The organism is Mariniflexile gromovii, from assembly GCF_017814435.1.
GTDB classification, from domain to species: domain Bacteria; phylum Bacteroidota; class Bacteroidia; order Flavobacteriales; family Flavobacteriaceae; genus Mariniflexile; species Mariniflexile gromovii.
The window spans coordinates 408,871-433,664 of record NZ_JAGJCB010000002.1 but is presented as its reverse complement, the minus strand read 5'-3'; the positions used below and the strand labels follow the sequence as shown (position 1 = coordinate 433,664).

The 24,794-nt window shown below is 35.1% G+C and carries 20 protein-coding genes and 1 tRNA gene; 13 read left to right on the top strand and 8 right to left on the bottom strand.

Going from position 1 to position 24,794, the window contains the following annotated elements:
- The coding region (locus tag J8H85_RS03770) for a hypothetical protein (RefSeq protein WP_209652809.1) at window positions 1-1,126 on the bottom strand (1,126 nt) is incomplete at its 3' end.
- Between the two features lie 532 nt (window positions 1,127-1,658).
- Between J8H85_RS03770 and J8H85_RS03765 the strand changes: the two genes are divergently transcribed.
- A complete protein-coding gene (locus tag J8H85_RS03765; RefSeq protein WP_209652807.1) occupies window positions 1,659-2,009 on the top strand; it encodes a hypothetical protein in 351 nt (116 codons plus the stop codon).
- A gap of 522 nt (window positions 2,010-2,531) precedes the next feature.
- Here J8H85_RS03765 and J8H85_RS03760 read toward each other — a convergent pair.
- Together J8H85_RS03760 and J8H85_RS03755 are read right to left on the bottom strand one after the other, a co-directional pair.
- Complete coding sequence (locus tag J8H85_RS03760; RefSeq protein ID WP_209652805.1) at window positions 2,532-3,386, bottom strand: hypothetical protein; 855 nt, start codon at window positions 3,384-3,386, stop codon at window positions 2,532-2,534.
- The gene (locus J8H85_RS03755) at window positions 3,361-4,359 is read right to left on the bottom strand and encodes a type IV toxin-antitoxin system AbiEi family antitoxin (protein ID WP_209652803.1); all 999 of its coding nucleotides are present in this window, start codon (window positions 4,357-4,359) and stop codon (window positions 3,361-3,363) included. The genes J8H85_RS03760 and J8H85_RS03755 overlap by 26 nt, the downstream gene beginning before the upstream one ends.
- Window positions 4,360-4,680: 321 nt before the next feature.
- Between J8H85_RS03755 and J8H85_RS03750 the strand changes: the two genes are divergently transcribed.
- Window positions 4,681-5,058 carry a hypothetical protein gene (locus J8H85_RS03750; protein ID WP_209652801.1) on the top strand — a complete coding sequence of 126 codons (378 nt, stop codon included), beginning with the start codon at window positions 4,681-4,683 and terminating at the stop codon, window positions 5,056-5,058.
- 173 nt (window positions 5,059-5,231) lie between these two features.
- Here J8H85_RS03750 and J8H85_RS03745 read toward each other — a convergent pair.
- Window positions 5,232-5,305 (bottom strand) — tRNA-Ile (locus J8H85_RS03745).
- Window positions 5,306-5,391: 86 nt separating this feature from the next.
- Window positions 5,392-5,802, bottom strand: coding sequence for a methylmalonyl-CoA epimerase (mce, locus tag J8H85_RS03740; protein WP_209652799.1), 411 nt, complete (start codon window positions 5,800-5,802; stop codon window positions 5,392-5,394).
- Between the two features lie 180 nt (window positions 5,803-5,982).
- Between mce and rbfA the strand changes: the two genes are divergently transcribed.
- Together rbfA and J8H85_RS03730 are read left to right on the top strand one after the other, a co-directional pair.
- Window positions 5,983-6,387 carry a 30S ribosome-binding factor RbfA gene (gene rbfA / locus J8H85_RS03735; protein WP_209652797.1) on the top strand — a complete coding sequence of 135 codons (405 nt, stop codon included), beginning with the start codon at window positions 5,983-5,985 and terminating at the stop codon, window positions 6,385-6,387.
- A 7-nt stretch (window positions 6,388-6,394) separates the two neighbouring features.
- Complete coding sequence (locus J8H85_RS03730) at window positions 6,395-7,603, top strand: ABC transporter permease (protein WP_209652795.1); 1,209 nt, start codon at window positions 6,395-6,397, stop codon at window positions 7,601-7,603.
- Window positions 7,604-7,985: 382 nt separating this feature from the next.
- Here the strand turns inward: J8H85_RS03730 and dusB are convergent, their stop codons facing one another.
- Both dusB and J8H85_RS03720 read right to left on the bottom strand, forming a co-directional pair.
- On the bottom strand, window positions 7,986-8,981 hold the full coding sequence (dusB, locus tag J8H85_RS03725) for a tRNA dihydrouridine synthase DusB (RefSeq protein ID WP_209652830.1): 996 nt from the start codon (window positions 8,979-8,981) through the stop codon (window positions 7,986-7,988).
- An 89-nt stretch (window positions 8,982-9,070) separates the two neighbouring features.
- The gene (locus J8H85_RS03720; protein WP_209652794.1) at window positions 9,071-10,195 is read right to left on the bottom strand and encodes a T9SS type A sorting domain-containing protein; all 1,125 of its coding nucleotides are present in this window, start codon (window positions 10,193-10,195) and stop codon (window positions 9,071-9,073) included.
- A 46-nt stretch (window positions 10,196-10,241) separates the two neighbouring features.
- Between J8H85_RS03720 and J8H85_RS03715 the strand changes: the two genes are divergently transcribed.
- The 4 genes from J8H85_RS03715 to J8H85_RS03700 all read left to right on the top strand — a co-directional run bounded on the left by J8H85_RS03715 (window position 10,242) and on the right by J8H85_RS03700 (window position 12,892).
- On the top strand, window positions 10,242-10,988 hold the full coding sequence (locus tag J8H85_RS03715) for a prolipoprotein diacylglyceryl transferase (RefSeq protein ID WP_209652792.1): 747 nt from the start codon (window positions 10,242-10,244) through the stop codon (window positions 10,986-10,988).
- Window positions 10,989-11,086: 98 nt separating this feature from the next.
- Window positions 11,087-12,484 carry a radical SAM protein gene (locus J8H85_RS03710; RefSeq protein WP_209652790.1) on the top strand — a complete coding sequence of 466 codons (1,398 nt, stop codon included), beginning with the start codon at window positions 11,087-11,089 and terminating at the stop codon, window positions 12,482-12,484.
- Window positions 12,481-12,681, top strand: a complete 201-nt coding sequence (locus J8H85_RS03705) for a hypothetical protein (RefSeq protein ID WP_209652788.1) — start codon at window positions 12,481-12,483, stop codon at window positions 12,679-12,681. Before J8H85_RS03710 ends, J8H85_RS03705 begins: the two co-directional genes overlap by 4 nt.
- Before the next feature lie 10 nt (window positions 12,682-12,691).
- Window positions 12,692-12,892: a hypothetical protein gene (locus tag J8H85_RS03700; RefSeq protein ID WP_209652786.1), complete on the top strand. Its 201-nt coding sequence runs from the start codon at window positions 12,692-12,694 to the stop codon at window positions 12,890-12,892.
- A 6-nt stretch (window positions 12,893-12,898) separates the two neighbouring features.
- Here J8H85_RS03700 and J8H85_RS03695 read toward each other — a convergent pair whose 3' ends face one another.
- Window positions 12,899-15,367 carry a hypothetical protein gene (locus tag J8H85_RS03695; protein ID WP_209652784.1) on the bottom strand — a complete coding sequence of 823 codons (2,469 nt, stop codon included), beginning with the start codon at window positions 15,365-15,367 and terminating at the stop codon, window positions 12,899-12,901.
- Between the two features lie 250 nt (window positions 15,368-15,617).
- On the opposite strand from J8H85_RS03695, the gene lepA reads away from it, so the two are divergent.
- The 5 genes from lepA (at window position 15,618) to J8H85_RS03670 (ending at window position 24,789) form a co-directional block, all read left to right on the top strand.
- Window positions 15,618-17,414, top strand: a complete 1,797-nt coding sequence (gene lepA / locus J8H85_RS03690) for a translation elongation factor 4 (protein WP_209652782.1) — start codon at window positions 15,618-15,620, stop codon at window positions 17,412-17,414.
- 242 nt (window positions 17,415-17,656) lie between these two features.
- Complete coding sequence (locus tag J8H85_RS03685) at window positions 17,657-19,063, top strand: glycogen synthase (RefSeq protein WP_209652781.1); 1,407 nt, start codon at window positions 17,657-17,659, stop codon at window positions 19,061-19,063.
- A 6-nt stretch (window positions 19,064-19,069) separates the two neighbouring features.
- Window positions 19,070-20,335, top strand: coding sequence for a glucose-1-phosphate adenylyltransferase (locus J8H85_RS03680; RefSeq protein WP_209652779.1), 1,266 nt, complete (start codon window positions 19,070-19,072; stop codon window positions 20,333-20,335).
- A 1-nt stretch (window position 20,336) separates the two neighbouring features.
- Window positions 20,337-22,244 carry a 1,4-alpha-glucan branching protein GlgB gene (gene glgB / locus J8H85_RS03675; RefSeq protein ID WP_209652777.1) on the top strand — a complete coding sequence of 636 codons (1,908 nt, stop codon included), beginning with the start codon at window positions 20,337-20,339 and terminating at the stop codon, window positions 22,242-22,244.
- Window positions 22,245-22,386: 142 nt separating this feature from the next.
- Entirely contained in the window at window positions 22,387-24,789 is a 2,403-nt protein-coding gene (locus tag J8H85_RS03670; protein WP_209652775.1) for a glycoside hydrolase family 31 protein, read from the top strand.
- The last annotated feature ends 5 nt before the right edge of the window (window positions 24,790-24,794 follow it).

Here is a 24,794-nt window from a genome sequence, read left to right as displayed (position 1 = left end):
AATGTCCATGCGACCAATTGAACTTAAACTCAATCCACACGTCATCATCCATCCCCATGGTTTCAACGGTTTTACGCGTCAATTTTTCGGCGGATACACTAACTGTACCACCATTTACCAATCCAGCTGACAACGGGGCTCTATATATTAATCTTGCCTTTCTGTTTGCAGCCTTTAATCCTGCAATAAGTGAACGGTCTGCCCAATCCCTTCTTTTTTCAGAAGTCATACCTCCCATACGCTCACCTAACGTAATTCCTATGCCTGTAAGGTTTTCATAGGTATTTAGGGTAAGGGTCACCATTTCACGCGTATAATCCTCAATATTTTGATTGGTGTCACCTTCTCCAAAATGACCATTTCCGGCTTCTGAGGAATAATTGCCTCCTCCATATTCCTTTGAAAACAACTCAGGCAAAAAAATATTCCAGTTTACTATATAGGTATCAATACCTCTGTCTTTTGCCATTTTAAAAAGACTTTTCCAGAACACCTCCCACTCTGCCATTTCCTCATCACTAAACGGTGATGCTTTTGGAAAGGTTTTCGATTTTACCATGTACATATAGGGATGCATATTCCACAAGGTGAGGGCGTTAAATTTGTTTTCTAGCATCATATCTAAAAAAGACTCCCAATATTTAAGATCTTTACATGTTTCAACATGCGTACTTAAATGCTCCCCACTTCGGTAAGAATACCACGGAAGATTGTATTTAATAGCCCTAAAATCATGATGCGCGGTAATGGATTTTTCTTTAATGTCGTTCCAACTTGCACCACTAGTCAATTGCTCCTTTATATCAAGCAGCCCATATAAAAGTCCGCGATGACATTCTGAAGATAGTGTTACAACTTCATTAGATTTAGAAATAGTAAAGCCATCATTCTTCTCTACATCTAAGTCTTTTTGGTTTTCTATTTCTAATTTTATATTTGCATGTGATGGATCTTTGGTAATTTGAAAGCTGCTTCCTTGAGCTATTATCGTCTCTTTAAATTTCATGACCCCAAAATCCAATTCACTTAAAATGTTTTCATCGGCATATAGGATAACACTATTTACAGGTTTTTCTTTACAACCTAAAAAGATTGCTATTAACAAAATGGTTATTAACTGCTTCATTTGATTGATTATTAAATGTTTGAATAAGATTTCAATTGAATGTAATGTACTTCTATAAATAGTGAAAAAATGTAATTTTAATTACCTCCTAATTTTATAACTATTTTATGAAAAAATATATAAATCATAATTCATTATATATAAATTATAGCCTATTCTGGTAAGAATTCCGATGACCTAAAATGCTTATCCACGTGAATTAGTTACATAAATCTCTAAGGCCTACAATTTTCGGAAGAGTAAAGTTTTATTACATTAACTATATAGAAAGAAATCCCCTATATTAAATTGTGGTTGTCTTTCATTTCGTATAATAATTTACCTTGTGGCTTGATCTCCCAAAATGCGTACCGTCCTATATGCTACAACGCTTTAAGGCAGAAAATGAATTCTCGGACAGGGACTCTGACAAAGCCTTTAATCGTTGTGAAAAGTTCTATGAGGAAGCCCGAATCTTAGGTGACGAACATTTGGCACAGCTCAAGGAAATCCATTGTAACACACCTGTATCTGAATTCTTAAAATCACGCTAATGAAAAGAAAAAACAAACTAAAGGCAATCGAAAAGAACATTCAAAATTTTCCTGGTATATCTACGGAATCCTATGGAAACAGAATAAGGAAAACCATAGGATTCGAAGTGTTGGATCACGAGGACATCACCAGCAGCATTTCTGCGCTCTTGGAAGTTTGCTATTATGCCTTGGATGGCAATGAAAGTTTTATATCTCCAAAGCATCAAAATAAAAATCCAATATCCAGTGTTACTAAGGTGATTGAAATAATCATTGATTTATTACCGCATGACCAAATGTTCTGCTTGGATAGAATAGAACAAATTGTTGCAAAAAAGAAAAACGTTCAAACAAATAAACAATTTTGAATAAAACCTCAATACGGTTTAATCTAAAACAAAAAAATCATTTACTTATTATATCTTGAGCGTTTTCCTTTTCCTCTTTAATCATAGCAGTAGATAACCATAAGGAAAAAGAAACTCTCCATGAACAGGCATAATGGCTCCTTACCATATCATTTACTTCCCATAGCGCCCTCGCTGTTACCTTTTCCAAAGCTTTCCAACTTAAAATTTGGAGCTCATAAAGATTTATAAAAAGAGCGAAGTATGAGCCTGATTATGCAATCTGTTGAGAACCAAATTTTATAGCTTTCTTTGGACAAGTCACAAGCTGATTGGAATAATAAATATGCCATTTCTAAATTATAATAGAAACTAAAACTGCGGGTTGGCTAAAAATATTGGTTATGGTATTTTAGGTTTTATAAAAAAAGTTACTAAAATGCCATAACTGATATTGCGCGGAACTGTAAGCTCTTATTTTTTTAGAATGAGTTTTCCGAGTGAAAGAAAAAATATGTGCTGGAAGTGGGACGTTTGAACACCTTAATAATTACATTTATCATTAATTCCTTTTAAAATAGCGCTTAAAATGGCTTGAACATCTTCAATAGTTTTATTCATTTTTTGGGATAATATAATTTCGGGGTTTTGAGCTTTTTGTTTATTGGTAATACTTGTAACCAATATACTGACAATAGTGTGCTTTAGCAGTTCATTTTGGTTTATTATAGGTGTCATTTTTCGACCAATTATTCTTGCAGCTACAATTTGAGTATTAAAATCATCATCATCAAACAAATCCAAATGGTTTGTATAAGCTTCCTCTTCATACAACTGCCATGCATGTTGCAATAAAAAAGAGATATCTTCTATATCTTTTGCCCTAAGATCAGGTTTATCTTCCCAAGAAATTAATTTTAGTATTATTAAACCTTCTACTGGTGATACTGGGAGTGTATAATTTTCCTCAGAAATTTTTACACTTTCAATATGCTGTCCCACTTCTTTAAAACCCAATACTGATAATGATAATTCTCTGTCAATGAAATTAACAGTATATTCCTGTTCTATTTCACCGTAGGGCATTAAATCTAAAACAGTATTCGTTTCATCGAAGACTAACCTGTAGGCATCATCTGTTGTCCTAAAGCCTTTGTTACATAAGGAATCGAATATGGCTTGATACACATCAAAATCTGGCACCATTACTGCGAAGTCAATATCTGCCGTACCCCTTGTGGGTTTTATACCTTGTTTATATAATTGCACATCTCTAGCATTTGCTCCGATTAAGTAATAAACAATACCATGTTTAGAAAAAACAGACTCCAAGATAGCGTAGACTTTTGCGTGATGTGCAAATGAATATTGCTTATAAGTTTGGTTTGATGTACTCATTATATATTAACTGTGCTGCTTCAATATTTCTAGAATTATTACTATGTATTAACTGTGCGTATATGATTAAGGGATGCACTACATTCTTGTTGTTTAGATTTATAACCCTATCAATGGGGTAACTATCTATCCAAAATGGAGTATATAAGGTTATTTCTCCTTTGATATCTGGAACAAGTTTTAATTGTGTTAAAATCTCTGATTTTTTCCTATTAGTAAACAATGTAAAGACTTCTGGATTGAGATAATTAGTTATTAATGCAGCAGCTGGTTCACCCGCCCAAAGCGCATCGGTATCTAGAAATTGCTTATCCCAATTACCTTTGAGTTGTTTTGAAAAAGTGTATTTACCGATTTTGTTTCCAGGTAATATTTTTTCATTAAATACTGCAATCCATTTATCAAGCAGTTCTTCTCTTCTTACTAGTTGATATTTTTTATCATTATTCCACTTTACCACAAAGCCTTCATCGAGCAAAGCTGTAATACATTTGCTTACACTGCCCAAGGAAACTTTACTAGCAAGAGATAGATAGCGCTGGGTCTCATTTATTTGCTCTGGTTTTCTAAGAAGTTGAAATATAATTTGCCCTGAGGTTTGTGTTAATAAATGTGAATAATCAGTATAATAGGGTTTTGCATTTCCTTGCTCTACATAAATTTTTAAGTGCTCTAAATTTATATAAGCATTACCAAAACTGTCGATGTAGTTTATCTTTTTTTCTTTAAGTATATTTTTTGACTTTGGAGTAATATATTTTGATGCGACCAAAAGCGACAAATTTTGACTTCTTTTCTTTTCAAAAGCAGGAATATTTTGAGGTCTTACTTCATTTTTTGTTTCTACATAAATACTTTCGTTATTTAAAGTATAGATACTTTCTTTTTTTTCATCGTCATAACTCTGATAATCAACTTCAATTGAGAAGTCTAACATATCAAAGAATTCATTTATATGGACAAAATCAACCATTGTGTTCAATTTTTGTGAATGTTCATGTAACATGAACATTCAAATATAATGAACATTCTTCTATTAAGGAAGTGAAATGTTCTTTTTGTTCATTTTTAAACACTGTTCATGTAACATGAACGAAAACTTTGTCTGAACAAAAGTTTACCAAAACAACGAACATTCTCAAATGAAGATTTATAGTCCTAAACTACTCATACGCTTCATAGTATCAAAAAAAGCTTAATAAAACGCATCGTCCTTTGCATACAAACGATATATTGGAGAATTATTTTTTAAAAGGGATGATTATCCCCGTAGGGAATGGTCTAATTCAAAAAAATGAAGTTAGAAGCTAAAATTCCAGATATAATGCAATATTTCGAAGAACAGGCGATGCAAGAAAGAGCTAATGATATTGAACGTGAATTACGAAGAGCAGAACAACAACGCCAACAACAAATAGAAGAAGAAATAAAACAAATTAGGAAAAACGAAATTGAAAAATTTAATCAACTGCTTGAGAATTCTACACGTTATAGAAAAGCAGAAGAACTAAGGGCTTTCATTACTGCAAAAAGAGAGAATGCCCTCAGGAATAATAATCTAGATGCATCTTTAGAAAATTGGATAGAATGGGCAAACGCTAAAGCAGATTGGCTTGATCCAATTATATCAAAAAAGGATGAATCTTTAGGAGAATATGACGATTATAAATGATAAACTAGTAGGTCAATAAAATAAAATGTCATAAAAAGAAACAACGATACGCAAAACGAACCATTTGCTGAGAGATTTTGTTAAAAAATGTTAAATTTTACGCTGTTTGCAAATTGTTTGCAAATAAAAAGGCTTTAAAGAGTTAAACCTCTGTAAAGCCTTGATTTTACTAGTGGTCCCACCTGGGCTCGAACCAGGGACCACCTGATTATGAGTCAGGTGCTCTAACCAACTGAGCTATAGGACCGATTCGTATATGCTACTGTATAAAATACGGTTTCATTCCGAAATTGGCTGCGAATTTAATACTAATTTTAAAACTCCGCAAGAAAATTATTCTTTTAAACTAATTTCTTGGCACAACTCTATAAGAACACCATTGGTGGTTTTAGGGTGCAAGAAAACAACTAGCTTATTATCAGCTCCTTTTTTAGGTATTTCGTTTAAAACTACAAAGCCTTCATCGGTTAATCTTTTTACCTCAGCTTCAATATCATCAACATCAAAAGCAATGTGATGGATGCCTTCACCCTTTTTAGCTATAAACTTGGCAATGGCGCTATCTTCATTAGTTGCTTCTAAAAGTTCAATTTTATGGGTTCCTAGTTTAAAAAAAGATGTTTTTACCCCTTCACTTTCTACGGTTTCGGTTTTAAAACTTGCTGTACCTAGCAGTTTAGCAAACAATTCATTGGAATTTTCAAGGTTTTTAACGGCTATCCCTATGTGTTCAATTTTTTTCATTTATTAACTTTTTTGTCCTTCCCTCGAAGGAGGAAATCTCTTTTTTATTGTTCCCACGACAGTGAGAATCTTTATACTGCTTAATCCCGTTATAGTAAGATACAAATTTTGCTACCCAAAAGTAAGATAATCTTTAAATAACCGCTATTTTTGCATTCTAAACCTATAAGAGGTATAAAAATGAGTAACGTAGAGGAAAGTCAAAGACAAAAAAAAATAGGATCGGTTTTACAACGCGATTTAGTTGAAGTTTTACAAGGCGCTGCTACCCAAGGCGGTATGCATGGCATATTAATATCGGTATCTAAAGTTAAGGTTACAGTCGATTTAGGCGTAGCTAAAGTGTATTTAAGTATATTTCCCAACGATAAGGCCAAAGAATTGTTGGTAGGAATTAAATCGAACACACCATTAATTAGACACGAATTGGCACAACGTACCAAAAACCAATTGCGCCGTATGCCTAATTTAGAATTTTTTATAGACGATTCTTTAGAGTATATCGACCAAATAGACAAATCTTTAAAAGGACAAGAAAACCCAATTAAAGACCCTTCTATTTTAGACCCAAGAAAAAAATCTTAATCAAAATTTGAACGTCCCATTATATATAGCAAAACGTTATTTACGCTCAAAAAGCAGTAACAATGCTATTAATTTTATTACCATTATAGCCATAATTGGCGTTATTCTGGGTTCTGCGTCTTTATTTATTGTGCTTTCTGGCTTTTCGGGTTTAAAAGATTTTACACTTCAGTTTTCTAGCATCATAGATCCTGACTTAAAAGCTGAAACCGCAAAAGGAAAATCATTTATTCTAACAGATTCTGATGTTAGCAAACTAGATAAACTAAGCGGCATTGCCCACTATTCCAAAATAGTTGAAGAACGCGTTATCGTGGCATCACATGAAAAGAACACCATTGCTACCATTAAAGGTGTTGATGAACGTTTTAAGCAAGTGGTTGATTTTGATTCGGTTATTGAACATGGTAATTGGATAGAACCAAATTCGAGACAAATTATAGTAGGTTGGGGTATTGCCAACACATTATCGTTAGGTATTTTAGATTTTACAAACCCAATAAACGTTTACGTTCCTAAACCGGGCAGAGGCCAAATAACCGCTATAAATAATGCCTTTAATAGTGTAAAAGTTATCAATACGGGTGTGTTTTTTATTAATGAAAAACTAAACGACACCTATGTTTTTGCCCCTATAGAATTGGCACAAAACCTTCTAAATTACGAACCCAACCAAATAAACGCCATAGAATTTAAACTTAAGGACGGTGTTGATGAAACCCTTGCCAAAGAACAAATTCAGTCTATATTGGGCGATAAAGTAGTTTTAAAAAACCGCGCACAATTAAACGATGCGCTTTATAAAATGCTTAATACCGAAAATTTAGTCGTTTACTTAATATTTACCCTGGTTTTAATTATTGCTTTTTTTAATGTAATAGGATCGTTAATTATGATGATGCTAGACAAAAAACGAAGCCTAAACACATTATTTAATATAGGTGTAACCGTAAGGGATATTCGCAGGATTTTCTTTTACCAAGGCAGTTTAATGAGTGTTGTGGGAGGTTTTATAGGCTTGCTAATAAGCCTAGTGATTGTATTTCTGCAAAAAACATTTTCGTTGGTTATGATAACACCATCGCTCGCCTACCCCGTAAACATTAAAATTGAAAACTTATTTATTGTGTATGTAACTATTTCCGTTTTGGGCATTATTGCTTCAAAAATTGCATCGGTACGGGTTACAAAAAGCTTGGTAGAAGAATCGCATTAATTTGGGCAAGTTGCCATGAAAAATGGCAAACAGGCTTTCCGTTATACCTTTTTGCTTTTAGTGGTTAAAAAGGATACCGCTACAAATGCGAAGCATTCACGAATTCCAAATTATTAAAATAATATGCATAGGAATCCTTCTTGCAAACCAACCCGAAATAGTATAGTTAAAACCTAAAATCATCATTTTTTGGCTTGTTTTCAAGACCTCACAGGTTTTAAAAACCTGTGAGGTCTGTACATCGTACTCTCACAAACCTTAAGTTTAAGATAAAACCATTGGATAGCCCGCAAAAGCGATAGAAGTGGATAGCTTTTGGCGAGGCGCGCATCGAGCCAAAACTAGTAATGGATAGCGCGGTGGCTTGCCATTTGCCCAAAAACTACTCGGTAAATTGGTAATCGGCAAACTGCTCAAGAACCTCATCAAAGGCTGCAAAAACACCTTCCGGTTGGTCGCTGGTTACCATTTTTGTGCGTAATTCCTTAAAATGCGGAATATTTTTAAAGTAATTGGTGTAATGGCGACGGGTTTCGAAAACACCCAAGGTTTCGCCTTTCCAATCGATAGCCATTTGTAAGTGCCTGCGAGCAGCTTCCACACGTTCTTCTATAGAAATGGGTGCTAAATGTTCGCCTGTATTAAAAAAGTGTTTTACTTGTTTAAAAAACCAAGGGTTGCCAATGCTGGCGCGCCCAATCATGCAGCCATCCAATCCGTATGCATCGCGCATTTCCATGGCTTTTTCGGGCGAGTCTACATCGCCATTTCCAAATACGGGAATGTGCATGCGTGGGTTGTTTTTTACTTGGGCAATGGGTTTCCAATCGGCACTACCCTTATACATTTGTGCGCGGGTACGCCCGTGGATAGCGATGGCTTTACAGCCAACATCTTGCAAACGTTCGGCCACTTCCAGGATTCTTATGGAATCGTGGTCCCAACCCAAACGGGTTTTTACGGTTATGGGTATGTTGGTGCGTTTTACCATTTCTGCGGTAAGTTGCTCCATTAAACACACGTCTTTTAAAATACCGGCACCGGCACCTTTGCTCACTACTTTTTTTACGGGGCAACCAAAATTGATATCGATGATGTCTGGTTTAGATTCTGCCACAATATCTATGGTTTGCAGCATGCTATCTAAATTGGCTCCAAAAATTTGAATGCCAACAGGTCGTTCTTTTTCATAAATATCCAATTTCATAACGCTTTTGGCAGCGTTACGAATTAAACCTTCGCTCGATACGAATTCGGTATAAACAACATCGGCACCTTGTTCTTTGCATAAGGCACGGAATGGTGGATCGCTTACATCTTCCATGGGTGCTAAAAGCAATGGAAAATCGGGAAGTTCTATGTTGTCTATTTTTACCACGTTTTTTATTTTGGACTGCAAAATTAGTGTTTTTTGTTTAAACTAAACAACATAGGCTGTCATCAAAAACAAAACCAATCATTTGTATGTTAGTTCTTAACAATCTTTTTTACAATAACCTGACCTGTATTTGTGGTCATTTTAATTAAATAAATACCTTTACTAAAAGGGCTCATATCAATAGTTTTGTTGGTGCTTGAGTGAAGTTGCGATAGTTTGCTGTCGTAAATCTCAACCAAGATGACTTCTGGGTTTTGAATAGTTAAACTATTTATTACCGGGTTTGGATATAAGAAAACGTCTTCAGGTGTGTCTATAAGACGGATTGATAAACTAGCATCATTCGTTGAAAAAGACATTAATTTGGCATAATCTGAAATAAAGCTTTGCGAGAACGATTCTGAAGTTACAAAATATCTATTTTCATTTACAAATGTGATGGCTTCGACCTGTTCGAAACCAAATGAAGATAAGGAGGTTTGTGTATTTGTTCCAGAAAACACATTGTTACCATTAAAATTAGCGCAAACCCAAATAAATGGTTGCAAAAAACTTGTATAGCCTATCAAATACAGTTTTCCTGTAAATGGGTTATAAGTACCGCCAGTAATTAATCCGCCGCTATTTAAACTGGCTGCCAAAGGCGTTAATTGATAACTGCCGGGAGATTTAGGAACAAGATATGCTTTGGTATTGTTATTTACCCAATTTTTACTGAATATAATTAAATGGGTAGCATCAAAAGAAACAAGCGCTTCGGCATCCCATTCGGTAGTATTTGGGCTGGAAGCTGTAAAATTGGTTTGATTGGCATAACTAAAAGCGATGGTTTCTGCGGTAACCGATGTGGAACTTAAATAATCGTTTTTACTTAATTTATATATTTTTAAATCGGTTCTGTTTCCGCTAACATTGTTTCCAATATCGCCAATATAAATATAGGTATCGTCTTGGGTTATGTCTTCCCAATCCACATTGGTAGCGTTAGTAATGGTTACCGTTCGGGTTATTTGTCCAGAAATAGTATCTAGTTCGTACAGTTTATTTTCGCCACCAGAATCGTTATGTGTAATTAATTTACCATTAAAAAATATAGCTCCAGAAGATTCGCTTAATGTGCTTGGTAAAGCTAATTTTTCTGCAGGATTTATTATTTGGGCGTTAACATTAAATATACCTAAAACAAAAATGAATAATAATGTTATTAATTTCATAATTCTTAGTTATTTAGAAGTCACAAATTTAGCTAAAAAATAACCATTGCAAATTCCTTTTGAACCCATACTTTTTGGTTACCACATAAACATGCATCTTGTTTTAGAGTATTTGGCATTTTTTGTGGCTTTTAGATATTATGTTTTTTTGCGGAAAGGTCGAGTGGATGCTATTTCTTCAATGAATAGGTTGTCCATTATTCTTGGGGCAGCCATTGGTGCTTTAATTGGCTCTCGATTGGTTGGTTTATTGGAAAACCCACTGATTGCATTTTCTAAAGAAAACATGTTTCAACTGTTAAACACCAAAACCATTATGGGCGGTTTGTTTGGGGGTTTATTGGGCGTTGAATTGGCTAAAAAAATGATTGGTGAAACACAATCGTCTGGCGATTTGTTTGTGTTTCCTATTATTTTGGGCATTTTTATTGGTAGAATTGGTTGCTTTTTATCGGGCATTAACGAGTTTACTTATGGTAGTGAAACCACCTCGGTTTTTGGGATGGATTTGGGCGATGGGCTGTTTAGGCATCCTACTTCGCTGTACGAATTGGTGTTTTTGGTGTTTTTGTTTTTTACTTTGAAATATATAAAGAACCTTGTTGATTTAAAAAATGGCGATTTGTTTAAAATTTTTATGCTGTGTTATTTCGGATTTCGGTTTTTTATCGAGTTTTTGAAGCCTAATGTTTTTTATATATTCGGACTAAGCAGTATTCAAATATTATGCATAATTTGTTGCCTGTATTACCACAAGTTTATTGTTAGACTGATACTTGGGAAGGCGCGTTAGGGGTTGCAGTGGAAAGCCCACAGCGAGGTACGAGCGAGGACTTGCAACGGAAAGCCCGACCTTTAGGTAACGCCCAAATTATTTAAAAAATTAAAAATATGCCCGTTAGGAACTACACCTATTACGATTTTACGTTAAGCTTGTGCCCCGAGTGTTTGCGACGTGTTGATGCCAAAATTGTGTTTGAAAATGGTAACGTGTACATGCTGAAACGCTGTAACGAACATGGTAATAGCAAGGTGTTGATTGCCGATGATATTGAGTATTACAAAAATATACGCAACTACAATAAACCCAGCGAAACGCCTTATACATTTAATACCAAAACACATTATGGTTGCCCCTATGACTGTGGTTTGTGTCCAGACCATGAGCAACATAGCTGCTTAACGGTTGTAGAAGTTACGGACCGTTGTAATTTAACTTGCCCAACCTGTTATGCGGGTTCCTCACCCACCTATGGAAGACACCGCACTTTAGAGGAGGTTAAGAACATGCTGGATACCATAGTGAAGAATGAAAAAGAGCCCGATGTGGTACAGATTAGCGGTGGTGAGCCCACTATACACCCGCAGTTTTGGGAAATTTTGGATTACGCAAAAACACTACCCATTCGGCATGTAATGTTGAACACCAACGGCATTAAAATTGCAAAGGATATCGCTTTCGCGGAAAAACTAAAAACTTATGCACCCGATTTTGAAATTTATTTACAGTTTGATTCGTTTGAAGATAGCGTATTGCAAGAACTTCGTGGCGCCGATTTAAGCGATATAAGAATGAAAGCGCTTGACCATTTGAATGCTGTAAACCTATCCACCACTTTGGTGGTGACACTTCAAAAAGGGTTAAACGATGGCGAAATTGGCAAAATAATAGACTTTGCGTTACAACAAAAATGTGTGCGTGGGGTGACGTTTCAACCCACTCAAATTGCGGGACGATTGGAGCATTTTAATCCTGAAACCGATAGGATGACGCTTACCGAAGTGCGCCGAAAAATTTTGGAGCAATCCCCTATTTTTAATCCGGATGATTTACTTCCTGTGCCTTGCAACCCCGATGCATTGGTGATGGGCTATGCCTTGAAATTGGGTGGCGACGTGTTTCCGTTAACGCGCTACATTAACCCAAACGATTTGTTGGATAACAGTAAAAACACCATTATCTATGAGCAAGACGACCAACTTAAAGGAAAAATGATTGAACTTTTTAGTACTGGAAATTCGGTGGAAGTAGCCGAAGAAAACCTAAAAAGCATTATGTGTTGTTTGCCAAATATTGATGCCCCTAACTTAGGTTATGATAATTTATTTCGTATTATTATCATGCAATTTATTGATGCTTATAACTTTGATGTGCGTGCCATAAAAAAATCGTGTGTACACATTGTAGATAAAGATTATAAAATAATTCCTTTTGAAACCATGAATTTGTTTTATAGGGATGATAAAAAAACCCTTTTAGAAGAACTTAGAAACGAGATACGCGCATGAATTTATTGATAGAATCTGATGCTTTAGGTCAAGCCATTTTGCTCATGTTAATTTTTATGATAGGAGTGCCTATTGTTCTTTTTATCGCTGGGTTGATTACTTATACTAAAAACAAAAAAAGAGGTAAAACTATTTTAATTATTGCAACCATATATTCTTTAATTAGCGCAGGTGTTTGTGGAGGCTTTATGATTTAAAACCTACTCTATGATTTTATTAGAAGGCAATATGAATTTAGATGGCATATTTATTTTAATATTTGCCATTATGTTTGGTCCAGCAATACTACTAGCTATAATTGGTGCCACACTTTTTAGAAAAAACAAAAAAGCAGCAAAAGTTTTATTTATTCTTGCAGTGGTTTATATAATTATTAGCCTAGGTATTTGTGGAAGCATGATGGTGTAACCATGTTTATTTTTCAATAGTATAAGTAGCATGCACTACCACAGGAATACCGGTAGCCGTTATACCTTCTAAACTTACTTTTATATTGGTTTCTACTTCTGTATTGTAATAACTTGCTTCAGAAACACCTGTTGCGTCCGGATGCATGTATGGGTTCCAGTAAACAGTATTCCTAACCTTTTCTCTATTATCCAATTCTAATGATGGTTTTTCGGAGTTGAATGAATAAAACTCACGTGCATTATAAAACCCTTCAATTTGTTGTTTTAAAGAATGAAATACTTTTTTGGATGAATCGTAATCTCCCGTACCTTTTAAAGTAATGGATATAACACCATTTCGTGCTTGGTTACCGTATATCATGGTAGAAACAGCACTGTTGTCATATTCTATTTTAATGACATCATCAACCATAATATTTCTTACATAATCAAGTACCATTAATGCTCCTTCATAATCTGGATCTGGGTCTAATATACGGGTTTGATTAACTACAATAAGAGCAGGTTCTGTGTTTCTACTGAATTTAATGGACTCGGTAGTATTAAGATCAAGAGTAGGGATAGCATATTTCAACAATTCAAAAATATCTGCAAAACTAGGCGATTCTTCATCTATAACATACCCTCTAAATAAATCACTATTCATGTTTTCTACAGTCCTGGGCTTTTTTGCAATAACTTCAACCTCATCCAATACATTTTCAGGTGCAACACCGTTCATCACATATTTTTTGTAAACTTGCTTTTTTACAAAATCGATTTGTGTTGAATCTATAGGTGTGCTTTTTTTAAAATCGACCACCATGGGTTTTTTATTAAGGGTATCCAACTCAATCATGCCTTCACTTTTTCCTTTGTCATTTTTAGAGTTTAAATACATGGTGGTTTTTCCTAAAAAAGCCAAATCTTTAAACTTAAAGGTTCCGTTGGCATCGGTTATGGTATTAAGTCCGTTCATACCGCTTTTACTAAACAATGTTAAAGAAACGGTGTTGTTTTCTTCGGGTCTATTTCCAAACAGCTTTTTAACCCTACCTGAAATGGTAAAACCTTTTTCTGTTTCATAAGCTAAAGAATCGTTTACTTTAGGAAGTTTTTTCCATAAAAAATCGCGCCAACCTTGTGTTAACAGCAATAAATCGAGGTGCTCTAATCTTTTTGGATTGGTTGCATCAAAATAATAACTTGGGTTATACACTTCCCCTCTAATATCAGACTCCATTAAAAAGTACGAACTAATAGTGGTACCATAATTTTTGGCATTTTTCACACCATTTAAGTCGGTGCAACTTAATGAATAACTTGCTGGTACCGATACACCTGTTTTGGTTTTGGACGTTACGTGAACCGTTACTTTTTCCGAAGGTTTATACTGTTTTTTATCGGTAGTTAGTGCAACTTCTAAGTCCTGTTCCTTATCAATATAAACCAAACGTTCGCTTTGTGGTTTTAAATAAGCATCATATAATGTTACTTGGCTAATACCTTCGGGAAAATCGGTTTCAGGTAATTCGAATGATAAAGTCGTTTCTTTTAATAATTGTGTGCCTTCTAAATAAGAAACGCCTCTTGTTGTGCAAACTAATGTCACTGGAGCATCCGGATGTTGCTGTAAGGTTTCTTCGTTGGTTTTTATGGTTACAACATTGGTGTTATTTATTTTTTTTAAACTTAACAAATAACCAGTGTCAATTACTTTAGGAAGCGGCGCCTCTATTTCAGTTCCATCTGAAATTGAAACTTCAGCATGATACTGTTTTCCTTTTAGTGGTTTTAGCTGAAATTTTCCCATCCCATCATGAAGGCTTCCAAAAAAAGTGACCAATTCACCTGAGGCATCTAAAATTTTGCCTTGTACCGTAATGGGCATGCCATGAGCATCAACCGCTTTAAAAGCCACAACACTTTCAATATTGTTTACAAGTGAACCGCCTTCGGGAAAAAACTGAACATCAAATGTCTTTTGAACCGTTTTAACAGGTTTTGCTTCTGTTTCTAAAGGTGCAGATTCACTAGCGGTTTCTTTTGATTTCTTGTCAAAAACATCAATAACTGTAATCTCTTTTTTAAAGACAAAATCGTTGCCAAAATTTCGAATATAATTTGTGTAAGCCCTTATTTGATACACCCCGGCTTTAAAGCCCACGGAATCGGTTAATTTAAAATCGCCATGACCCAATCCATCTACTAATTGCGTTTTATTCTGAACCATTATTTTAGAATCGGACGAAACTAATTCTACGTACAAAATATTGCTATCGCTATAAAGTAAGTTGTTATAAGCAAAAACCGAATAAGCTTTGTACCATAACGATTCGCCTAGCGTATAGGTGGTTCTATCGGTATGTAGATATACTTTTTCAATTTTAGGAATCGACTTTTTTTCCTGTGCAGATAATAAGATTGTCGTGGAAAAAAATACTAAAAAACACTTTAATAATGGTTTCGTAATTCTGTTTAATGGATGCAGCATTTAAAAATTGAGGTTAATTTAGTTTAGATATTATTTGACACACATGAGCATAAGACTCTAAAAATAGATAAAAGTTTAATTTCTTTTAGAAAAAACATCAAAATAGTACTACAAATTTAATGCCAACAAATCGTTATTTGAATTTAAAATGTACATTTATATCAAATAGTATAATTTACATGTTTGCAATCTTTCAGCCTCATTTAAAAACATCTATATTTGCAAATTAAATTAGGATAGAATTTCCTTTATGAAGAATATTAGAAACTTTTGCATTATTGCACATATAGACCACGGTAAGAGTACTTTGGCAGACCGTTTATTGGATTTTACAGGTTCGGTTACCGAGCGCGAAAAACAAAACCAATTACTCGATAATATGGATTTGGAACGCGAACGCGGTATTACCATTAAGTCGCACGCCATACAAATGGACTATACCTATAAAGGGGAACAATATGTTTTAAACCTGATAGACACACCGGGTCACGTCGATTTTTCATATGAAGTTTCACGTTCTATCGCTGCTTGCGAAGGCGCTTTACTTATTGTAGATGCGGCACAAAGTATACAAGCACAAACCATTTCCAACCTGTATTTAGCATTGGAAAACGATTTGGAAATTATTCCTGTTCTTAATAAGGTAGATTTACCAAGTGCAAATCCTGAAGAAGTAACCGATGATATTGTTGATTTATTAGGATGCAAACCCGAAGATGTTATTCACGCCAGTGGAAAAACAGGTTTTGGTGTCGATAATATTTTAGCTGCGGTTATTGAGCGTATTCCAGCACCTAAAGGCGACCCCAATGCACCGCTTCAAGCATTGATTTTCGATTCGGTTTATAACACGTTTAGAGGTATTGAAACCTATTTTAGGGTTTTTAATGGTGAAATTAAAAAAGGGCAAAAAATAAAATTCGTTGCGACCGATAATGAATATTATGCAGATGAAGTAGGTACCCTAAAACTAACCCAAGTTGCAAAACAATCGGTTAAAACAGGTGATGTAGGTTATTTGATAACAGGTATTAAAACCGCTAAAGAAGTAAAAGTAGGTGATACCATTACCGATTTTGCAAACCCAACCACCAATATTGTTGAAGGTTTTGAGGACGTAAAGCCCATGGTTTTTGCAGGTATTTATCCTGTTGATACTGAAGATTACGAAGAACTACGTAGCTCGATGGAAAAACTGCAACTCAACGATGCTTCTTTGGTATTTACGCCTGAAAGTTCGGCGGCATTAGGTTTTGGTTTCCGTTGCGGATTCCTTGGCATGCTTCACATGGAAATTATCCAAGAACGTTTAGAACGTGAGTTTGATATGACCGTGATTACTACTGTACCCAACGTATCGTACCACGCATTTACAAACAAAAACCCAGACGAGGCTTTTATTGTAAACAACCCATCCGATTTACCAGATCCTTCCACCATAAACCGTGTTGAAGAACCTTATATTAAAGCAACCATTATAACAAAATCAGATTTTATTGGCAATGTAATGTCGTTGTGTATTGAAAAACGTGGTATTGTTACCAATCAAACCTATTTAACAACAGAACGTGTTGAATTATCTTTTGAAATGCCTTTGGCTGAAATTGTATTCGATTTTTATGATCGATTGAAAACTGTTTCAAAAGGGTATGCCTCGTTTGATTATCATCCTATAGGGATGAAAGTTTCTAAATTGGTACGTTTGGATATTTTATTGAATGCACAACCTGTTGATGCACTTTCGGCTTTAATACATGCTGATAATGCACAAAACATTGGTAAAAAAATGTGCGAAAAACTGAAAGAGTTAATTCCACGTCAGCAATTCGATATTCCTATTCAAGCGGCTATTGGTGCTAAAATTATTTCTCGCGAAACCATTAAAGCACTACGTAAAGATGTAACCGCTAAATGTTATGGTGGTGATATTTCGCGTAAACGTAAACTTTTAGAAAAACAGAAAAAAGGTAAAAAACGTATGCGTCAAGTTGGTAACGTAGAAATACCTCAGCAGGCGTTTATGGCTGTTTTAAAATTGAATGATTAAAAAATACCTGGTTTTTATTAGTTTTATCTAAATACCAGAAAGCTTTAAACCTTTTCAAAGACTTGAAATAATAATAAATCTTAACATTTATTTGAATGATTGCTATTATTTCAAGTCTTAATTTGAAATTTATTATTGAATATTTCGCTTAATTAGCAATCCTCAATAATTTCTTCAAAAATAAATTTCCCCCAAAATATTGCATAATATTTTTGTAAGTTTATAAACAAAGCAAAATATTAATGACAATTATTCATATAAGCGCAGAATGCTATCCGGTTGCCAAAGTAGGAGGACTAGCCGATGTTGTTGGGGCTTTACCTAAATATCAGAACAGCTCTAACGTATCGTCGCAGGTTATCATGCCTTTCTACGACAATAAGTTTACCAAGGAAAATGTGTTTACTACCATATATAGTAACCACATTACATTAGGAAATAACCATGTAGATTTTAATGTTTTAACACTAAAAGAAAAACCTTTAGATTTTGATGTCTTTTTTATAGACGTCCCTGAATTACTATTTAAAGAATACGTGTATTCTTTTGATGACACCGAACGTTTTCTTGCATTTCAAATAGCGGCACTCGATTGGATGCTAACTTGGGAAAAATACCCGGATATTATACATTGTCACGACCACCACACAGGCCTCATCCCTTTTATGCTTCAAGAAAGTTATAAATATGAAGCTTTTAGAAAAATACCGAACGTACTTACCATTCACAATGCACAATACCAAGGGTGGTTTTCACATATAAAAGTGGGGCTCATACCTGCATTCAATTTCAATCATGTTGGTATATTGGATTGGGGTGGCGTTATAAACCCCTTAGCTGCTGCCATAAAATGTGCATGGCGTGTTACTACCGTTTCACCTAGCTATATGGAAGAATTAAAATTGGCCGCCAACGGATTGGAAAGCTTATTAAGTGCCGAAAGTGCCAAATGTTCTGGTATATTAAATGGTATTGATACCGATGTATGGAACCCAGAAACCGACCATTATATTGTAAAAAATTACACCATACAAACAGTTGCTGAAGGAGCCGAAGCCAATAAACAATATTTGTGCAACCTTTTTAATTTAGATTTTGAAAAACCTTTATTTGCCTTTATTGGTAGACTGGTTGAAGAAAAAGGCTCTGATTTATTTCCAGATACATTTAAAGTAGCTCTTGAAAAAAACAACCTTAATATATTATTGTTAGGCTCTGGTAATAATTTTGTTGAAGAACAGCTAGAAAGCCTAAAAAAAGATTATATTGGTACATACAACGCTTTTATAGGCTACGACGAAAAACTATCGCACATTATTTATGCAGGTGCCGATTTTTTACTCATGCCTTCGCGCGTAGAACCTTGTGGTTTGAACCAAATGTATGCGTTACGCTATGGCACCATTCCAATTGTTAGAAGCATCGGCGGTTTAAAAGATACTGTTACAGATATTTCCAAAGAAAATGGCTTCGGAATTTGTCATGATAATGTTTCGGTTTTAGAAATAACCAACGCTATAGATAGAGGTGTAGACCTGTATCAAAAGCAATCAGAATACAAAAACATACAACATCGTATCATGGAAATAGACCATTCATGGCATGTTTCGGCACAAGAATACATAAATTTATATAAATCCATAAACTAACTAATTATGATTAACAACAAGGTTTTAGCCATCATATTGGGTGGTGGCCAAGGTTCTAGACTACATCCACTAACAGAAGAACGTTCAAAACCAGCTGTTCCAATAGCGGGTAAATACAGGTTAGTAGATATCCCTATTTCAAATTGTATCAATTCAGACATAAAGCGCATGTTTGTATTAACGCAATTTAATTCGGCTTCTTTAAATCGTCATATTAAAGACACCTATCATTTTAGTTTTTTTAGTAGCGCATTTGTTGATGTACTTGCAGCGGAACAAACACCAGGAAACAAAGGATGGTTTCAAGGAACTGCCGATGCCGTTCGCCAAAGCATGCACCACTTTTTAAGACATGACTTTGATTATGCTTTAATCTTATCAGGAGACCAATTATACCAAATGGACTACGATAAAATGATTGAGGCCCACGAAAAAAGCAACGCAGCCATTTCAATTGCTACCATTCCTGTAAACGCTAAAGATGCTACTGGTTTTGGAATATTAAGAGCAAATGATGAAAACGTTATAACCTCTTTTATAGAGAAACCAGATGCCAGTTTATTGCCCGAATGGACTTCAGAAGTTAGTAAAGATATGAAAAAAGAAGGCAGAAACTATCTAGCCTCTATGGGTATTTATATTTTTAACAGAGAGCTTTTGGTAGAATTAATGAGCGACCAAAAAACCATCGATTTTGGTAAAGAAATCATTCCACAATCTATAGAAAAACACAAAACATTAAGTTTTCAATATGAAGGCTATTGGACTGATATAGGTAATATCGATTCGTTTTTTGAAGCAAATATTGGTTTAACCGATGATATCCCAAAATTTGATTTATATGATAAAACAAAACGAATATATACCCGTGCGCGTATGCTGCCTACTACAAAATTGGCCGGATCCACTTTAGAAAAAACGGTAATTGCAGAGGGTTGTTTGATTGCTGCAGCAAAAATTGAGCAATCGGTAATAGGTATTCGTTCTAGAATTGGTAAAGAATCAACCGTAATAAAAACCTATATGATGGGTAGCGACTATTACGAAACACTTCTAGAAATTGAACAAAAGAAAATAAACATTTTAATGGGAATTGGCGAACGCTGTTTTATTAAAAATGCCATTCTAGACAAAAACTGCCGCATTGGAGATGATGTAAGAATTAATGGAGGTAGCCATTTAAAAGATACAGAAACAGACACTTATGCAATTAAAGACGGCATTGTAGTAATTAAAAAAGGAGCAACTATTCCAAACGGATTTTTAATATAATATGGCACAAGTAAAAGTTTATAGTCTATTTACAGACTTCGATATTAACCTTTTTAAAGCAGGTAAACACTATAGGCTTTATGAAAAATTTGGGTCTCATATTACCACGGTTGATGGTATTGATGGTACTTATTTTGCTGTTTGGGCACCAAGTGCCAAACAAGTTTCAGTAATAGGCGATTTTAATTATTGGACAGAAGGTGAGCACCAGTTAAATGTACGTTGGGACAGCAGTGGTATTTGGGAAGGGTTTATACCGTTGGTAGGTAAAGGCAATATCTATAAATACAAAATTGAAAGCCATAACAATGGCATAAAAACCGAAAAGGCCGACCCTTACGCGCGCCGTTGTGAGCATCCACCAAAAACAGCTTCCATTATCTGGGACGATAAATACAAGTGGAAGGATACCGACTGGATGAAAAAGCGTAAAAAACATAACGCTTTAGATGCCCCTTATTCGGTATATGAAGTACATTTAGGCTCTTGGAAACGCCATATAGAAGAAGATCGTTTTTTATCCTATTACGAATTGGCAGACGATTTGGTAAACTATGTAAAAGACATGAACTTTACCCACGTCGAGCTCATGCCCATTATGGAATATCCATACGACCCCTCTTGGGGCTACCAGCTAACAGGATATTTTGCACCCACCTCGCGCTTTGGTTACCCAGAGGAATTTAAGTATTTAGTTGATAAATTACATCAAAACGATATTGGTATTATACTAGATTGGGTACCCTCCCACTTTCCTGAAGACGCCCATGGCTTAGGCTTTTTTGATGGCTCTTGCCTATACGAGCATCCTGATAGACGTAAAGGCTATCACCAGGATTGGAAAAGTTTAATTTTCAATTATGAAAGAAACGAAGTAAAATCCTTTTTGATAAGTAATGCCGCGTTTTGGATGGATCAATACCATGCCGATGCGTTACGTGTGGATGCCGTTGCCTCTATGCTATTTTTAGATTATTCTAGAGAAGATGGCGAATGGGAACCGAATATTTATGGTGGTAGAGAAAACCTTGCCGCTATTGAATTCCTTAAAGAATTAAACCAAGAAATTTATGCCTCTTTCCCGGATACACAAACCATTGCTGAAGAGTCTACCGCATTTCCAGGTGTTTCAAAACCTGTGTTTTTAGGTGGTTTAGGCTTTGGAATGAAGTGGATGATGGGTTGGATGCATGATACCCTTGAATACTTCAGAAAAGACCCAATTTATAGAAAATACCATCAAAACGATATCACCTTTAGTTTAGCCTATGTATTCTCTGAGAATTTTATGCTTCCTCTTTCGCACGACGAAGTGGTATATGGCAAAAACTCCATTTTAGGCAGAATGCCAGGTGATGAATGGCAACGTTTTGCAAACCTTAGGCTTTTATACGGCTATATGTTTACGCATCCTGGAACTAAATTATTGTTTATGGGTGGTGAATTTGGTCAATACAACGAATGGAATTTTCAAGAAAGCTTGGATTGGAACCTGTTGGATTATGAACCTCACAGAAACTTTCAAAATTATTATAAAACCATCAATGGGCTTTACAAATCAACTCCTGCTCTATTTGAAAAAGCATTTTCAGGTGAAGGTTTTGAATGGATTAGTTATGACGATCACGAAAATTGTGTTATTTCATACATTCGAAAAGGAAACGACGCAAAAGAAAATGTGGTGGTAGTTTGTAACTTAACCCCTGCCGTTAGAGAAAACTATAAAATAGGACTTCCCACAAATGGAAAACTAATTGAAATATTCAATAGCGATTCTAAGGAATTTGGTGGTGTTGGTGTTTCAAACACAAAAGAAATAACCATTAAAAAACGGGCTTGGAATGGTAAATCATATTCTGCAGAAATCATCCTTCCACCATTAGCTATAACAATTTTTAAGTTTAAATAACAAAATCCCATTGAGATTTATTAAAATAACTCCTTGCAATATTACGCATTATGTAATATTGCAAGGAGTTTTTTAGTAAAAACTGGCCGTTTACATGCTTAGAATTTAGTATTTTGGCTCTTTTAATTATTAGCTTTTATTTATGATATTAAATACCGAATTAGAATATAAAGGGAATCTGTTCCCATCAAAAATAATTTCCTACAAAAAAAACCTAGACACTTTATCATTTACCTCTGAAAACAATGTTATTTTGCAAGTTACCGTGCAACGCGATAGTATTTTAAGATTTAGATATACTACAACAGGTGTATTTGAAAAAGACTTTTCATACGCTATAACTAAATACGCGAGTAGAGGATACAATTTTCTGGAAGTAACCGAAGAAGACGATAAATATATTATTACCACTTCAAAGCTTATTTGCCACATCGCAAAAGTTGATATGCGAACGGCTCTTTATGATGCTAAAGACAAAACACTTATTTGTGAAGATGAGTTAGGTTTCCATTGGGAAGAAAGTTATGAGTTTGGTGGCGATATTGTAAAAATGTCCAAAACCGCTCAAGAAGGTGAAAGTTATTATGGATTGGGAGATAAACCTGTTGATAACAACCTAAAAGGGAAACGTTTTGAAAATTGGGTAACCGACTCTTATGCTTATGGAAAAAATACCGACCCTATTTATAAAGCCATTCCGTTTTATACCGGGTTGCATCACAAAAAATCTTACGGGATTTTCTTTGACAATACTTTCCGTACTTTTTTCGATTTTTGTCATGAACGTAGAAACATTACAAGTTTTTGGGCACAAGGTGGCGAAATGAATTATTATTTCATTTATGGCCCTCAAATGGCCGATGTTGTTTCCATATACACCGATTTAACAGGGAAACCACACGAATTACCAGCATTATGGACCTTAGGGTACCACCAATGTAAATGGAGTTATTATCCAGAGTCTAAAGTAAAAGAAATCACAAGTAAGTTTAGAGAACTACAAATACCATGCGATGCTATTTATTTAGATATCGACTATATGGAAGGTTTTAGATGCTTTACTTGGAGTAAAGAATACTTTCCAGATCCTAAAAAAATGGTTAAGGAATTGGCCGATGATGGTTTTAAAACCATCGTCATCATAGATCCAGGAATTAAAATAGATAAAGATTACTCGGTTTACCAAGAAGGATTGGAAAAAGATTATTTCTGTAAACGTGCCGATGGGCCGTACATGAAAGGAAAAGTATGGCCTGGGGAGTGTTATTTCCCAGATTTTACAAACCCAGAAGTGCGTGAATGGTGGTCTGATTTATTTAGAGAGCTTGTTGAAGACATAGGTGTTAAAGGTGTATGGAACGATATGAATGAGCCTGCCGTTATGGATGTACCTGGTAAAACATTCCCTAACGATGTTAGACACGATTATGACGGAAACCAATGCAGCCACAGAAAAGCGCATAACGTTTATGGTATGCAAATGGCTAGAGCCACCTATCAGGGACTTAAAAAATTCGCTTACCCTAAGAGACCTTTTGTTATTACAAGAGCCGCATATTCGGGTACACAACGTTACACCTCTAGCTGGACGGGTGATAACGTAGCTTCTTGGGAACATTTAACCATTGCCAACATACAAGCGCAACGTATGTGTATGTCTGGATTTTCGTTTATAGGTTCTGATATTGGCGGATTTGCCGAACAACCAAATGGCGAATTATACGCTCGTTGGATACAATTAGGGATATTCCACCCGTTTTGTAGAACACACTCCTCTGGAGACCATGGCGACCAAGAACCTTGGGCTTTTGGCAATAACATCACAGATATTGTTAGAAAATTTATTGAAATTAGGTATCAATTACTGCCTTACTTGTACACGGCTTTCTGGAGATACGCCAACGAAGGCATTCCTATTTTAAAATCACTGGTTTTGTACGACCAAAGTGATGCCCATACCCATTATAGAAACGACGAGTTTATTTTTGGCGAAAAAATATTAGCATGCCCAATTACTGAGCCTAATGCTAAAGGAAGACGTATGTATTTCCCTGTTGGAAATTGGTATAATTTCTGGACGGATGAAGTATTTGAAGGCGGACAAGAACTTTGGGTTGATGCCGATCTAGATAGTATGCCTATCTTCCTTAAAGAAGGTGCTATTATTCCTAAATACCCTATTCAACAATTTGTAGGAGAAAAACCTTTGGATGAACTTATTTTGGATGTTTACTATAAAGCAGGCGAAGAAACATCCCAGGTTTTTGAAGATGCCCAAGATGGATACGATTACATTAAAGGTAGATACAGCCTTAGAAACTTTAAACTTGTTGGTAAAGAAAATACCGTAATTATTCAACAGTTCAAATCGGGTAAATACACGACGCCTTACGAAACTTTGAAGATTATATTCCACGGCTTACCGTTTGAAATATCGAAAATTCAAATTGATAATGAAGAGGCTTTATTTGAAGATGTAAAACTTAATGGCGACAATACCATTGTTGTTAGTAAAGAGTTCACAGAACTTCATATTATAGCATAGATAAT

Excerpts from the sequence above, each read along its gene's own strand:
- J8H85_RS03765 (WP_209652807.1), top strand. The coding sequence starts at position 1,659 with ATGAAAAGAAAAAACAAACTAAAGGCAATCGAAAAGAACATTCAAAAT.
- J8H85_RS03760 (WP_209652805.1), bottom strand. The coding sequence starts at position 3,386 with ATGAGTACATCAAACCAAACTTATAAGCAATATTCATTTGCACATCAC.
- J8H85_RS03755 (WP_209652803.1), bottom strand. The coding sequence starts at position 4,359 with ATGGTTGATTTTGTCCATATAAATGAATTCTTTGATATGTTAGACTTC.
- J8H85_RS03750 (WP_209652801.1), top strand. The coding sequence starts at position 4,681 with ATGAAGTTAGAAGCTAAAATTCCAGATATAATGCAATATTTCGAAGAA.
- mce (WP_209652799.1), bottom strand. The coding sequence starts at position 5,802 with ATGAAAAAAATTGAACACATAGGGATAGCCGTTAAAAACCTTGAAAAT.
- rbfA (WP_209652797.1), top strand. The coding sequence starts at position 5,983 with ATGAGTAACGTAGAGGAAAGTCAAAGACAAAAAAAAATAGGATCGGTT.
- J8H85_RS03720 (WP_209652794.1), bottom strand. The coding sequence starts at position 10,195 with ATGAAATTAATAACATTATTATTCATTTTTGTTTTAGGTATATTTAAT.
- J8H85_RS03710 (WP_209652790.1), top strand. The coding sequence starts at position 11,087 with ATGCCCGTTAGGAACTACACCTATTACGATTTTACGTTAAGCTTGTGC.
- J8H85_RS03705 (WP_209652788.1), top strand. The coding sequence starts at position 12,481 with ATGAATTTATTGATAGAATCTGATGCTTTAGGTCAAGCCATTTTGCTC.
- J8H85_RS03700 (WP_209652786.1), top strand. The coding sequence starts at position 12,692 with ATGATTTTATTAGAAGGCAATATGAATTTAGATGGCATATTTATTTTA.
- J8H85_RS03695 (WP_209652784.1), bottom strand. The coding sequence starts at position 15,367 with ATGCTGCATCCATTAAACAGAATTACGAAACCATTATTAAAGTGTTTT.
- lepA (WP_209652782.1), top strand. The coding sequence starts at position 15,618 with ATGAAGAATATTAGAAACTTTTGCATTATTGCACATATAGACCACGGT.
- J8H85_RS03685 (WP_209652781.1), top strand. The coding sequence starts at position 17,657 with ATGACAATTATTCATATAAGCGCAGAATGCTATCCGGTTGCCAAAGTA.
- J8H85_RS03680 (WP_209652779.1), top strand. The coding sequence starts at position 19,070 with ATGATTAACAACAAGGTTTTAGCCATCATATTGGGTGGTGGCCAAGGT.
- glgB (WP_209652777.1), top strand. The coding sequence starts at position 20,337 with ATGGCACAAGTAAAAGTTTATAGTCTATTTACAGACTTCGATATTAAC.
- J8H85_RS03670 (WP_209652775.1), top strand. The coding sequence starts at position 22,387 with ATGATATTAAATACCGAATTAGAATATAAAGGGAATCTGTTCCCATCA.